Below are 13,313 nucleotides of genomic sequence, written 5' to 3' on the forward strand. Positions count from 1 at the left end.
AATCGCCGTTTTATTTAGGAGCTAGTTTTATGAAAAAATTCTATCGTCGCGACGAGAGCTGCGGACGAGACGGCAAAATTTACGAATCGTGCATTGAAATTTATGAGCCAAAGAGCGAGGTTTGCGAGCTCGGCGACGAAATTTACGAGCCAAAAGGCGAAGCTCGCGATTTTGGCGATGAAATTTACGGCCTAATCGGTACGGCTTATAAACAGATCCGCGCGCGATCTTGCGGCGCAAAAGCGGCGGTCGGCGATGTTTAATATCGTGTTAGTATATCCGCAGATCCACACAAACACGGGCTCCGTCGGGCGTATGTGCGTCAATGCGGGGTGTCCTTTGCATCTGATTAAGCCGCTAGGATTTGTCATCGACGATAAGCATCTGCGCCGCGCTGGGCTCGATTACTGGGCGAGTTTGGATCTTAAAATTTGGGAAAATTGGGATGAGTTTATGGCGGCGAAGGAGAAATTTAAGCAGCGTTTCTTTTTTGCGACGACGAAGACGAACAAGCTCTACTACGAGGCGAAATTCAAGCCGGGCGATTTTTTGATTTTCGGCTCGGAGGGGCATGGGCTGCCGCTTGAGATCATGCGCACAAACCGCGAAAACTGCATCACGATCCCGATGAGCGGGGCGGGGCGCAGTTTAAATTTAGCCACCAGCGTGGGTATCGTAACCTACGAAGCGATCCGCCAAAATATCGATGAATTCGACTTTAGGAGCGCGGTTTGCGAGTTTTAGCGCTACTTTTTGCGATGTTTTTCTGCGGCGCGAGTGCGGCGGAGCTGAAGATCGCATCGTTTAACGTGCAAAATTTATTCGACGGCGTAAACGACGGCACGGAGTACGCGGATTTTGAGATCGGGCGCGGCTCATGGAGCGAGCAAAAATACGAGCGCAAGCTGCAAGCGGTGGCGGACGAGATAAGCGCGCTTAATGCCGATATTTTGGGGCTGCAAGAGATCGAAAATGAAGTGGTGCTAAAAGCGCTTGCGCAGAAGGCGGGCTATAAATTCTACGCTTTTTCGCGCGCCCAGACTGCACCTGCGGGCGTGGCGGTGATGTCGCGCATACCAATAAAATTTCAAAAAACCTACCGCCCGATAGAGCTTAAAACTAGAGATATTTTGCGCGCTGATTTTGCGCTTGGCGGCACTGATTTTAGCTTTTATGTCGTGCATATGCTCTCTGCACGCAATCCGCTAAGCGAGCGCAAGCGCAATTTCGCCTTTTTACGCGAGGTTTTGCAAGGGCACCAACGCGCTATCATAGCGGGAGATTTTAATACGAATTTCGGGCAAAATTCTTTGCTAAACGAGCTTATCGAGCGCGATGGATTTAGTGATTTGTGGGCGCTGCATCCCTGCTCGCAGCTAAAGCATTTTAGCTCTTGTGAATCTCATGAAAGTGGCGCGGTACTCGATCATATCTTGCTTAGCGACGATTTTTTTAGTAGCGAGCCGGGATATAAAAAGGACAGCTTCGCGTTTGCTAAATCCTCTACCGCTTCCGATCATTTCCCGATTAGCTTCATTCTGACAGACGAAGGCGCTTTAAAATCTATGCCGAAAAAGCAAGAATTTTTAGCTAAAAATACCGCTAGTGCCGCAAAGACCGTCACGATAGAGGGACTTTACGGGCGCATTATAAGCGAGCCTATGCTGATAAAAGGCGTAGTCGTGAGTTTTACAAACCGCCATGGCTTTGCGATCTCCCAAGATGGAAGCGGAGTTTTTGTCTATGGCGGTAGCGGGCTACAGTTAGGCGATAAACTCGATCTGCTAGTAAAAAAGACGAAATTTTATAAGCAAAGCTTTGAGATCGACGATTTTGAGATCGTAGCTAGAAGCGGCAACGTAGGCTCTATCGCACCATACGTTTTGCCTAGCGCATCGGTGCGGCAGCTGCGCGCAGGAGATGTGATAAGCGCGATTAAAGGCGACGTTAAGGACGGCATAATTGATCTAAAAAGCACGGGAGAGTTTAGAATTTTTCGCAAAAGCGCTCCTGTACAAAACGGCAAAAATTTAGAATTTGAAAATGCCTATTTTACGATTTATAAAGGGCAAAAGGAATTTATAGTAGAATGATACACGCTGTTATAACCGCACTTTTCGTGCTTTTTATGATATTTATGATCGTAGGATTTAACCGCGAAATGATGGAGAAAAACGAAAAACGAAATCAACGAAAAAAGGATAAAGATGGAACTACTCATTGAGATTGGGGTCGAGGAGCTGCCTGCGATCCCGTTTTTAAAAGAGCGTGCGAATATCGCGCCAAAATGGCGCGCGGTGCTTGAGGCTAACCGCATAAATAGCGACTTTCGCTTCGAATTTAGCCCGCGTAGATTTGTGCTATTTCACGAGGATTTTCCGCAACGCGGCGATGATGCGCAGATCGTAAGCACGGGCGCACCAAAATCCGTCGCGCTCAAAGACGGCGCGTGGAGCCCTGCAGCGCTAAGTTTTGCTAAAAAATGCGGCATAAGCGAAAGCGAGCTGGAATTTCGGCAGATAGGCGGCAAAGAGGTGCTCTACCACGCTGCGGTGCAAAAGGGGCGTGATAGTCGTGAAATCCTAGGCGAAATGATAGAGGAGTTTTTACGATCGCTAAATTTTGGACGCGCAATGCGCTGGGGTAGCGGTGAGTTTGAGTTTATCCGTCCGATAAGAAGCATAGCCTGCGTTTTGGGCGGTCAAAACGTAGATTTTGAAATTTATGGCGTGCGAAGCGCGGCTGCATTTTTTCCGCACAGAAAATTTGGCTATGAAGCGATTAAATTTAAAGACGCCACAGATTATTTCGCACTGCTGGAGCGTAACGGCGTAATTTTAAGCGAGCAAAAAAGAAAAGATAAAATTCTAAGCGAGTTTGCAAAGCTCGAGAAAAAGCATGGCTTTAAGATCGAGGTCGATCCTGCGTTGCTGGATGAAGTAACGGCGATCACCGAGTATCCGACGGCGCTGCTAGGCAGTTTTGAGCGAGATTTTTTAAGCGTGCCAAAAGAGGTCATCATCACTTCGATGAAGGAGAATCAGCGCTATTTTCCCGTTTTCGAGGGTAAAAACTTAAGCAATCATTTCGTTGTCGTTAGTAATGCGATCGCCGATGATGACGAGCTAGTGGTACGCGGCAATGAAAAAGTTTTACGCGCGCGCCTAAGCGATGCTATGTTTTTTTGGAAAAGCGATTTGCAAGCGGAATTTAGCCCTGAAAAACTTAAGCAAATTTCCTATATGCAAGCCCTTGGCTCGGTTTATGATAAGCAAGTGCGCGAGCTAGCGGTAGCAAAGGCACTGAGCGTGGATTATGCTACGCAGATTGAGGCGGAGATCGGCAAAAAGGATTTTGCGCGGGATGTGGAAAATGCCGTAATGTTTAGTAAAGCAGATCTTAGCAGTACGATGGTGGGCGAATTTAGCGAGCTTCAAGGCATTATGGGCAGCTACTATGCCGCACACGCCGGACTGGCAGATCATGTATGCCGCGCGATACGCGAGCAATATCTGCCTAGTGGCGAGGATAGCGAGCTGCCAAGCGGTGTATTTAGTGGCGTAATCGCTGTGGCGATGAAATTTGAAACGCTCCTGGGGCTTTTTAGCATCAATAAAGTTCCAAGCGGCAATAAAGATCCGTATGCGCTTCGCCGCGCAGCTACTGGGCTAATTAAAATTTTACTAAATCAAGGATTGAGCTTTGATGCGAATGCGCTGGCGCAGAAGCTAGCGCCAAATTATAAGAAATTTGACATTTCTAAGCTGCTGGATTTTATAAAAGATAGATTATATGGAATTTTTGACGAGATAAATCCGTCCGTGATCAAGGCGTGCATCGCAAGCGGCGAAAACGATCTATTACTACTAAGCAAGGCTATAAAGGCGCTGAGCGAGATCGCAGCAGCGACGGATTTCGGGGAAAATTTCGCGACTTTTAAGCGCCTAGCCAATATCATCAAGGACGAAAAAATAGGCGCGGTGGACGAAAACCTATTCGAACACGACGCTGAGCGTGCGCTAAATGCGGCGTTTAGGGCGATTAAGCTCAACGAAAACGACGTGAGTGGGTATCTGCGCTCGCTATTTGGGCTTAAAGACGTGATTGATAATTTTTTCGATAATGTGATGATAAACGTCCAGGATGCCGCGATACGAGCAAATCGTATCGCAAATATCGGACAAATTTATCGCGCGTTTTTGCAGTTTGCCGATATCAAAGAGATAGGATTTTAATCCCACTTAGAGCTCATTTGCTCAAGGTTTACGCGAACCTTGGGCAAAATTTTACCGCGCAAAGGAGTGCAAATGCTAATCATCAACGCAAAATTACCAACTAAAAATCTAAAAATCACAAAATCTCTCTCGCAGCTGATTCAGGGCTTTCTTTATCGCTATTTACCGGCTTCGGAGCACGTAGGATACAGGCATGAATCAAGTGGTAAAATTTTTAAACGCACGGTGTTTGATTTTATCTTGCGAGGAGAGGACTTGCGCGTGCGATTTGCTTCATGCGAGCCGGAGTTTGAACGTAAAATCGCACTAGCAATACTAAAAGACGGGCTAAGCTTGGGTGAAATTCTATTTACGCAAACTACCGTCGAAGCGAAAAATCATAAAATTTGCGAGAACGAAGCTATTGTGCAAGGCTACGTGGCGTGCGCAGTAAGTGGGCTTTTGGGGCATAAAGTCTATTTGCAGCCGCAAGATAGCAGGCATTTAGAGATGATGAAGACGAATATTTTACAGCGATTTGAAACGATTATGGGGCAAAAATATGATGGCGAAATGGAATTAAATTTATTGTGGCAAAAGCCGGGTGAATCTGTGAAATTCTATTACGGCAACAATCGCGAGCCGGTATATGCGTGGCAAGCAAGATGGAAAATTGTAGCTAATGCAGAACTAATAAATTTGATCCTTGGCACGGGCGTTGGAAGCGGGTGCATGAACTACGGAGTAGGAGTTTTGGAGGTTGTAAAGCAAGACTATATTAAAGTATAGATTTCAAATTCTAAAAGAATATTTGCTTGCTTTATAGCAATTCTATAATAAAATTTTTAAAAAATCAAACTTTATATTAAATTATAGTAACTATTGACATATTGATTTTAATTTAGATATAATTGCGCTAAATTTTAGAAAGGATAAATTTTGGGCGATATAGTTAAAATTTTTTCTAGTATCGGCGAGATTTATGATAAACAAAAAACTAAAATTAACAACAAGAGCTATGAATATGATGCTATTAAAATTTATCTTTGCGATATTAAAAGCAAAGAAATATCAGTAAATAACAATATTTCAAGAGATGATTTAATAGTTTGTAGATTTGGCATAGGCGCGAATTCTGGCAATTTGTTCCCTAGTGTCCAATTCATTAGCAAAGCCGTAAAAAACGATACGCCTAAATTTATAAAAGGGATTTTAAAAGCTATAAAAAATATGCTTTCTTGCTTCAATCCTGTCGATATCAAAAATGATAAAATATTAACGGATTTATCTGGCTTAAACGAGAGCTTTTTTGATGATATTTTAAGTGAAATTGTAGCTCTACAAGAAGAGCCTAAGAAAAAGGACATGAAAGTGGCTACTTTTTTTGCATTATCTTGGGAGGGTAGACCGATTTCAGCGTATTTCAAAAATATTTTTACGAGTCATTTAAGTGATAGCGATAATGGTAAAACTGCCAAAATTTATGGTTATGATATGCTTACAAATAGTATTGGTATCGGCGGAGATGCGAATTTAGCGTTTTGTTCCGTAAATGAGTTACCGACTGCTTTACAAGACATTAAAGTTAGATTACTACCTCTAAATAGTGCTAATGCAAATTTGGTTAAAAACGGTTTTATGGCAATTGATAAGGAATTATCTTTTAATTTTTACGGGGATAAAATGGCGGTCTTACCAACGTTAATGGTAAATGATGCAAATTTATTAGAAAAAATAGTGGAAATTTTAAAAGATCCGAGCGAAAAGAAAAAAGATCTACAAGGCATACAAAATATCGAAGAAAGTATTAATTACGAGTTGGAATCCGTAGCTAAAGCGCAAGCAAATATGCCCGTGCTAAATACAATTTTATTTTATAAAAAAAGCAATGCTGCGGTTAATGTATTATTGCAAATAGATGATGTATTGCCGTCTTATATTTCTAAAATTTCCGATTTAATGGGTAGATATAATATTAGGGCGATTAGGCGAAAAGATAGTAAAGATCAACAAGACGATACTATTTACATGCAAAATTTATTTCTTAAAAACATCGACATTATGAATTTTTTATTATCGCAAAACAGGATGAATTTAGATGATATGATGGAAAAATATGCTGCTTTGATTTATAAAGGCAATATTAACTCTAGTTATGCGTCAAAAATAGAATGGGGATTTTATTTTAATTGCGTTAAGACATATCGAAATAGAAGTATAGAAAGTATCGAAAAATATCAAAATTTCTTTAATGAAATAGGTGCTTTAAATGAAAAAATATCATTTGCAAGGGAGGTTAATTTGCAAGGCTTAAGCGATAAAAAAGAGCTAATAAGCTCGATTTTGAAAAATAGTGAATTTCTAAAAGATAATGAAGTATTGCAGAGTGCATATTTGCTAGGAATGATGTCTGCAGGGTTGATAAATCGCCAATTTGCTATTAGCAAAAATAGTTCATTTGAAAAATGGCTGAATAATGCCGGAGTAATTACAAAAGAGCTTTTAGAACGGATTTGGACCAAGTGCGATGAAACCAATAAAAAACTCTCCAATGTATCGCGAGGAAAAAGAAGCGCTAATATAGAAATCATGCGCGATATTTTGATTGGAATTTTACCAAGTGCGTTTTTATCTCAAAAGCGGATTAAGAGCGCTTATGTAACTCTGGCTTTTGCTATGGGCGGAAGTGATTTTACGAAATATATTAAAGATAACACTCAAGGAGACAAGTAATGAAAAAGAAGGAAATTCTATTTCTTTGGGACGGCGAAAATTTTAATCCAAACGGCGATATGCTAAGAGATAACGCTCCTAGGATAGACGATGAGACGGGTATAGCAGAAGTTACTGATGTACGTATAAAGCGAACAATTAGAGATGAAATTATGAAAAAAGACGAAAGTGCGATTTTCATTAAAGAGTATAAAAGAGATGAAAATATCTTAGATTGCAAAAGCGCAATACGTGAAGTAATTAACGTTAAGCAAGAAAAAATCGAGATTGAAAAAGAAATTTTATCTAAATTTATCGATATTCGCGCATTTGGTGGAGTTTTGCCGATATCGGATAAAGACGAGATGAAAAAAGAAGGCATAAAAACAGCCGGAATTCAATTTGTTGGACCAATTCAGTTTAGAATGAGCAGATCGCTTCATAGAGTTGCGGTAGAGCATATAAAAGGCACCGGCGCGTTTGCAAGCGGTAGCGATAAGGCAAATAAAACGTTTAGAGAAGAAGATTTTTTAAATTATGCAATGTTTGCAACTTACGGAATAGTGGATAATCATAGTGCAAAGATTACAAATTTAAGTGAAGATGATGTGAAAGTGATTTTAAGCGCGCTCTGGAGCGGAACTAAAAATTTAATTACTCGCACGAAAATGGGTCAGATGCCTAGATTTATGCTAGTAATTACATATAAAAATGATACTTTTGCTGGAGATTTAAATAACTGTATAGCTATAAATAGTAGCAAAGAAGATGTGGAGATAAGAAGTATAAATGATTTTACAATTGATTTTTCTAGATTAAAAGCTAAACTTACTAGATACGCGCAAGAGATCGAAAAAATAGAGTATATGAGCGATTTTGACTTCGAGCAAAATAACAGATCACAATTTGATAGTAATTGGATAAAAATAGGATTTTAAATGGATATAATAGCTTTTGAGCTATCGGGAGATTATGCGCATTTTTCTCATCCGGCTACTATCTACTCGTCTCTTACATACCCGGTGCCACCAAAGACTGCTGTCATGGGGCTTTTGGGAGCAATTATAGGTGAAATGAATTATTTTAAACTTAATGATATAGGTTATAGCGTTATTTTAAGTTCGCAATTTCGCAAAAAAACTATGATTTTTAACGGTATAAAATTTGCTCTATCGTCAAGTATGCATATCGAACAAGGCTATCAAGATTCTAGCGAGAAAAAGCAGTTTTATAAAGAGCTAATAAAAGATCCTAGATATGTCATATTCGTTGATTTAAGTGCTTTAAACGCTTCTTATAAAGAAAATATAATTAACAGCTTAAAAGCTCATAGATGTGTCTTTACGCCATATTTAGGTATAAATTTTTGTATAGCGGATTTTAAATATATCGAGATAAAAAATTGTGAATTGGTTCATGAAAAAGAAAGTTTTATAGATACATTCGTTTTAATGGACGATTTTATATTTGATGCACAAAGCTTTGATATCAGACTTACTACGGCTAGAATGGCTTGCGGATGCGAAGAGGGTCGAATTTTTAAGGATTTTAAAGATTTCGTTATCAAGCTAGGCGGCAATAGTCAAATCAAAGCAAAGAATAGAGGAAATATTTATCAAATAAATGGCTACAAGGTCTACTTTGCAAAGTGAGCTGCTATCACATCCTAATAAACCATTAATAAAGCATATAACAAATATGCTTGCTGAAACGGATAGTAGGCTTTTACAATGCATTAAAATTTATCACGATATAGCTAAGCTAAAAACTAATTTTCAAATTTATATCAAAAATCCTACCGAAAAAATTGCAGATAAAAATCATGCTTTATTATCCGCTTACATATTTTTACTAAATTCAGAATTTAATGAGCTAGATACGGCTTTTGGGTTTTTATCCATCGTATCACACCACGGAAATGTAGAAAATTTTTGTGAGCTTGCAACGCAAAATAAAAATTTCGGCAAATATTTTGAGAGCTCGAAAGAGCTAGGCTTTTGGGATGAAGTCGTAGATAAAGCTTTAGGTTTAGAAATTTACAAAGATATTAAAAGGGATAAAAATGAGCTTTTAATTAAAGCTAAACATTTAAGAGAATATTTCAAATTTGCGAAAAAGAAGTTTGATTACGATGACTTTTTAAATTTCAAAGACATATTTTCGTCGCTTATTTATAGTGATAAATATGAAGCTATTTTTAATCAAAGAATTCCTGTTTCTAAACCGGCGAATTTTAATACGATCGAAAAATATATCAAAGCCCTGGAAAATCGTAAGCCAAACGCAAAAAGAAGCGAGTTTAGAAAATTCGTTTTAAATAATTTCGATGTAAATCATAATCTTTTTACTTTAACTGCGCCTACTGGCTACGGTAAGACTTTAACTGCGCTAAATATTGCTGTCATATTTAATAAAGAACGTATTATTTACGTGCTGCCGTTTACGGCTATCATAGATCAAGTTTATGATGAGATAAAAGAGATTTTCAAAGACGATAAAAATATATTAATTCATAAAATTCATCACAAAACTACGATAGATGAAAGCACTCCGCAAGATCGCTATTCTAAAGTTAAATTTTTGATGGATTCCTTTAGCGGAGATATTAACGTAACTACGCTATATCAATTTATATTTGCACTCTTTGGAAACAAAAATAAAGATAGCGTAAAATTTAATCGATTAAAAAATAGTGTAATAATAATCGATGAGGCGCAGGCGGTACCGTATAAGTTCAGGGCGGATTTTATGAAACTTTGCGAGATGATGGCGGAGAAATTTGGCTGCATTTTTATCTTTATGTCCGCCACGATGCCTATTGTTGATACGACTAAATTTAAAGAAATTTCAAATTTAGATTATTTCAAAGACCAAAATAGATACGTTTTAAAGTGGTTTGATGGCAATGAGAGTGCTTTAAAAGACAAGATTAGACAATTAGCAAAAAGCAAAAATACACTAGTCGTCGTAAATACCATTAAAAAAGCGCAAGAGCTATTTTTGGAATTTTACGATGAATTTAAAATTTTTTGCCTAAACGGATATATGTGCGACGATCACAAACGAAAAAATATCGAAAATATAAAAGACGCGATTGCTAAAAATAAAAGTGGGCACGGTGATCCGATCTTGCTAATTTCTACGCAGTCTATCGAAGCTGGCGTGGATTTGGATTTTGATGTCGGATTTAGAGAGATAGCGCCCATTAGCTCGATTATCCAAACCGCCGGTCGCATAAATAGAAATTTCGCAGCTCTGGGAGAATTATACGTATTTAACGATATTTGCGACTATTCCGATCTCATTTACGGTGATTTAAAACGTATTAGCGATACTATTTTGGTAAAAATTCTAAAGCAAAGAGATATCATCGAAAGCGAAATTTTAGATATTTCCACTAGGTATTTCAGCGTCATAAAGCAAAGCCTAGAGAGTTTATTTTTGGCGGAGCAGATGCAAGAGCTCGGATTTTACGATATAAACGAAAAGATTAGCGAGGCGATGGATGATAGGCTTAACATTTTAGTAATAATTGAGCCAAAAGAAGATTATATTAAAGAATTTCAAAATGAAATTTTTGAAATCAATAGGCTTGATATGGACAAATTTAATAAGAAAGATATATTTACGAATACTATTAAGAAAATTAATAGATTTGGTGTAAATATCACAGAATTTGATGCAAAGCGTTTAAATATAAAGCGTATTGATGGGTTAAAAAATGTCTATTATTTACCATTCGGCGATACTTCATACAATAATAATTTCGGGATTAAAAAGGATGCCGCCTTAAATCTCAAGAATGAGTTTTTCGACTAATGTTTTGCAAAGACCAAATTACCGGCACGCTTGTGAATTATTACATCACCTGCAAGCGCGAGGCATGGCTTTACGCACACAATATTCACGCCAATCAGGAAGATGAAAACGTGCTGATGGGCAAGGCACTAGCGGATATCAAAGAGAATGGTTTGCAGGAATTCGCATTTTCAAATTTGAAATTTGATAAGCTTTCCAAGCAGCGCGGACATTATCTCATCACCGAATATAAAAAGAGCCTAAAAAATCCAGAAGCAGGCAAGATGCAGCTACTTTTTTATATCTATCTTTTAAAAACAGGCTTAAATTTAAAAGAGGTGAAAGGCAAATTAATTAGCGGCAAAACCGTCATAGCCATTGAGGATAATGCCGAAAATTTCACTAAAATCGAAACAATTCTAAACAGCATCGCCGCCCTTGTAAACGAGCCAAAGCCGCCTAAATTTAGCCCGCAAAAGATTTGCGAGAGTTGCGCTTATCGTGATTATTGCATTTAGGAGATAGAATGTACGCTATTTTATTTTACGATATTTCAAGCAGCGACGAAAAGGAGAAAAATAACGCTGCGCGCGTCCGAAAGGCGGTCGAGAAGTTTCTGCCTCGCGTGCAATTCAGCGTTTTCGAGGGTGAAATCAGAGCGAGCGATCTTAAAAAATTAATAGCGATTTTGCAAAAAGAATGCGCCAGCAAGCTTGATTCGGTAGTAATTTATACTTTTAATTCGCTCAAATATTCACAGCGTCTCGTCATCGGGTGCGATAAAAACGAGGCAATATTCAGCTAAAATTTAAGGATAAAAGTATGCAAAAATCGGATCGCACGCATTTTATTTTGAGCCCAGGCCGATTGCGCCGCAAAGATAATAATCTATACTTCGATAAATTTAACAACGAGGGCGGAATTCTAACTAGTAAAATTTTGCCGATTAACGCAATTGATGAAATTTATATTTTGGCGCGAGTGGAGCTTGATACCTATGCTATGGCGTTTTTGGCAGATAATAACATTTTGCTGCATATTTTTAGCGCCTATCAGAGCTTTCGCGGCAGTTTTTTCCCGAATACTTCAAATTCTGTAAATAAAAGCGGCTTTGTGCTTTTGGCGCAGCTGCGGGCTTTTGACGATCTTTCTAAGCGCCTTTTTATCGCTCGCGAGATTACTCGCGCTCGCATCTTAAATGCAGCCATTAATTGCAAGGCTTATGGCGTCTCGCTCGATACTGCGCCACATCTGGATGCCCTAGCGCGCGTCTGCGACATAGCAGCGGTAATGGCGGTGGAAGGCGGCTTTGCCAAGCAGTATTTCGTGGCCTGGAACGAAATCATCGAGGATCAGCGCAGTTTTAAATTTACGACGCGCTCCAAACGCCCGCCGGCTGATAAAATTAATGCCCTCATTAGCTATGTAAATACGCGCATTTATAACATCTGCCTCAGTGAAATTTACAAAACAGAGCTTGATCCACGCATCGGCTTTTTACACGAGCCAAACTACCGTGCGCTAAGTCTGCATCTTGATCTTGCAGAGATTTTTAAGCCTATTTTAGGCGATAGATTAATTTTTGGAATGTTAAATAAGCGTGAGATTACGGCAAAAGATTTTGAAACAGACGCGGGGCGTATTCGATTCGGTCGAGAAGTGGTGCAAAAAATCGAGCTAAAAATGATCGAGAAACTATCATCTTGCGCGAACGTAGCAGGACAGAGCCTAACCTGGCGTCAAATCATCCGTCGCGAGGCCAATCAGATTAAAAAATATGTCTGCGAAGGCGTGCCTTACGAGGGGTTGGTATGGCGGTAGGGCTGGACCTTCAAGTTTAAATTTATGTTTTTGAAATCTTAACTAGAATCACTTACGCCTATAGATTACGCCCTCTTAAGATGCATGTGCTTTTGAAATAAATTTGATCTGAAGCACGGAACGGCGAACGAATTGGCTTTAAAAACGCATATGCTTTTAAAATTTCAGCTTTTTATTATTTACACTTCGATTTTTGAATGTCTTTATATTTAGATTTTAACATTTGCACTCACGATACATATAGATAGCGATAAAGTTGCTTTTAAGATTTTGAAATGCCGAAATCTTGGGCATTGAGCAATCGGCGCTTTTTTAAATTTAGTCCATTTTAAGGCATAAAAATATATACTCCTAACACTTTCTACCTAGAAAAATGGCAAAATTCGTGCTGTAGAATTCCATCCCGTTGGGAATTGAAACATCCAAATGGCGAGCTTTTGAATGTTGCTTTCGCGTAGAATTCCATCCCGTTGGGAATTGAAACAGTGGGATCAATAAAGAAACAGCTTACGAGTATCGTAGAATTCCATCCCGTTGGGAATTGAAACTTCAAAAAAACCTACCTCCCGAACACACGGGAGGGGTAGAATTCCATCCCGTTGGGAATTGAAACGTTGTTTTTTTAGTACCCTTGCTTTTATGTCGCTTAGGTAGAATTCCATCCCGTTGGGAATTGAAACAAACGTTTAAGAATGGTAAGAATGGCGAGTTAAAGTAGAATTCCATCCCGTTGGGAATTGAAACCGTGTTTTTGAGCCACATTTGGAC

At 39.0% G+C, this 13,313-nt stretch carries 13 protein-coding genes and 1 CRISPR repeat array; all 13 genes read left to right on the top strand.

The genetic code is table 11. The features are described from left to right. Positions 1-263: hypothetical protein (locus tag Q0614_RS09115; protein ID WP_298788190.1), on the top strand; the 263-nt coding region annotated here is incomplete at its 5' end. Then, on the top strand, positions 256-744 hold the full coding sequence (locus Q0614_RS09120) for a tRNA (cytidine(34)-2'-O)-methyltransferase (protein WP_298788191.1): 489 nt from the start codon (positions 256-258) through the stop codon (positions 742-744). The genes Q0614_RS09115 and Q0614_RS09120, both read left to right, overlap by 8 nt. Then, positions 732-2,093, top strand: a complete 1,362-nt coding sequence (locus tag Q0614_RS09125; protein WP_298788192.1) for an endonuclease/exonuclease/phosphatase family protein — start codon at positions 732-734, stop codon at positions 2,091-2,093. Before Q0614_RS09120 ends, Q0614_RS09125 begins: the two co-directional genes overlap by 13 nt. Further along, positions 2,090-2,224 (top strand): hypothetical protein, encoded by a 135-nt coding sequence (locus Q0614_RS09130; RefSeq protein ID WP_291937682.1) that lies wholly within the window; start codon positions 2,090-2,092, stop codon positions 2,222-2,224. The genes Q0614_RS09125 and Q0614_RS09130 overlap by 4 nt, the downstream gene beginning before the upstream one ends. Beyond that, on the top strand, positions 2,208-4,235 hold the full coding sequence (gene glyS / locus Q0614_RS09135) for a glycine--tRNA ligase subunit beta (protein ID WP_298788195.1): 2,028 nt from the start codon (positions 2,208-2,210) through the stop codon (positions 4,233-4,235). The genes Q0614_RS09130 and glyS overlap by 17 nt, the downstream gene beginning before the upstream one ends. 72 nt (positions 4,236-4,307) lie before the next feature. Further along, a complete protein-coding gene (locus tag Q0614_RS09140) occupies positions 4,308-5,003 on the top strand; it encodes a CRISPR-associated endoribonuclease Cas6 (protein ID WP_298788197.1) in 696 nt (231 codons plus the stop codon). Positions 5,004-5,153: 150 nt separating this feature from the next. Next, the gene (locus tag Q0614_RS09145; protein WP_298788199.1) at positions 5,154-6,947 is read left to right on the top strand and encodes a TM1802 family CRISPR-associated protein; all 1,794 of its coding nucleotides are present in this window, start codon (positions 5,154-5,156) and stop codon (positions 6,945-6,947) included. Then, positions 6,947-7,864 (top strand): type I-B CRISPR-associated protein Cas7/Csh2, encoded by a 918-nt coding sequence (gene cas7b / locus Q0614_RS09150; protein ID WP_298788201.1) that lies wholly within the window; start codon positions 6,947-6,949, stop codon positions 7,862-7,864. The genes Q0614_RS09145 and cas7b overlap by 1 nt, the downstream gene beginning before the upstream one ends. Further along, positions 7,865-8,578, top strand: coding sequence for a CRISPR-associated protein Cas5 (gene cas5 / locus Q0614_RS09155; protein ID WP_298788202.1), 714 nt, complete (start codon positions 7,865-7,867; stop codon positions 8,576-8,578). It begins immediately after the preceding gene. A gap of 46 nt (positions 8,579-8,624) precedes the next feature. Continuing rightward, complete coding sequence (gene cas3, locus Q0614_RS09160) at positions 8,625-10,745, top strand: CRISPR-associated helicase Cas3' (protein WP_298788203.1); 2,121 nt, start codon at positions 8,625-8,627, stop codon at positions 10,743-10,745. Next, on the top strand, positions 10,745-11,242 hold the full coding sequence (locus Q0614_RS09165; RefSeq protein ID WP_297943896.1) for a Dna2/Cas4 domain-containing protein: 498 nt from the start codon (positions 10,745-10,747) through the stop codon (positions 11,240-11,242). The genes cas3 and Q0614_RS09165 overlap by 1 nt, the downstream gene beginning before the upstream one ends. Before the next feature lie 8 nt (positions 11,243-11,250). Continuing rightward, positions 11,251-11,529, top strand: coding sequence for a CRISPR-associated endonuclease Cas2 (gene cas2 / locus Q0614_RS09170; RefSeq protein ID WP_298788206.1), 279 nt, complete (start codon positions 11,251-11,253; stop codon positions 11,527-11,529). Positions 11,530-11,546: 17 nt separating this feature from the next. Further along, the gene (cas1, locus tag Q0614_RS09175; RefSeq protein ID WP_298788208.1) at positions 11,547-12,545 is read left to right on the top strand and encodes a CRISPR-associated endonuclease Cas1; all 999 of its coding nucleotides are present in this window, start codon (positions 11,547-11,549) and stop codon (positions 12,543-12,545) included. 390 nt (positions 12,546-12,935) lie between these two features. Then, a CRISPR array of direct repeats spans positions 12,936-13,289; the repeat unit is 30 nt; unit sequence GTAGAATTCCATCCCGTTGGGAATTGAAAC. The last annotated feature ends 24 nt before the right edge of the window (positions 13,290-13,313 follow it).

The sequence above is a fragment of the uncultured Campylobacter sp. genome, assembly GCF_937997595.1.
Lineage (GTDB): Bacteria > Campylobacterota > Campylobacteria > Campylobacterales > Campylobacteraceae > Campylobacter_B.

What these genes read in the sequence shown, in the direction of transcription:
- Q0614_RS09120 (WP_298788191.1), top strand. Translation starts at nt 256, where the DNA reads ATGTTTAATATCGTGTTAGTATATCCGCAGATCCACACAAACACGGGC.
- Q0614_RS09130 (WP_291937682.1), top strand. Translation starts at nt 2,090, where the DNA reads ATGATACACGCTGTTATAACCGCACTTTTCGTGCTTTTTATGATATTT.
- glyS (WP_298788195.1), top strand. Translation starts at nt 2,208, where the DNA reads ATGGAACTACTCATTGAGATTGGGGTCGAGGAGCTGCCTGCGATCCCG.
- Q0614_RS09140 (WP_298788197.1), top strand. Translation starts at nt 4,308, where the DNA reads ATGCTAATCATCAACGCAAAATTACCAACTAAAAATCTAAAAATCACA.
- cas7b (WP_298788201.1), top strand. Translation starts at nt 6,947, where the DNA reads ATGAAAAAGAAGGAAATTCTATTTCTTTGGGACGGCGAAAATTTTAAT.
- cas5 (WP_298788202.1), top strand. Translation starts at nt 7,865, where the DNA reads ATGGATATAATAGCTTTTGAGCTATCGGGAGATTATGCGCATTTTTCT.
- cas3 (WP_298788203.1), top strand. Translation starts at nt 8,625, where the DNA reads ATGCTTGCTGAAACGGATAGTAGGCTTTTACAATGCATTAAAATTTAT.
- Q0614_RS09165 (WP_297943896.1), top strand. Translation starts at nt 10,745, where the DNA reads ATGTTTTGCAAAGACCAAATTACCGGCACGCTTGTGAATTATTACATC.
- cas2 (WP_298788206.1), top strand. Translation starts at nt 11,251, where the DNA reads ATGTACGCTATTTTATTTTACGATATTTCAAGCAGCGACGAAAAGGAG.
- cas1 (WP_298788208.1), top strand. Translation starts at nt 11,547, where the DNA reads ATGCAAAAATCGGATCGCACGCATTTTATTTTGAGCCCAGGCCGATTG.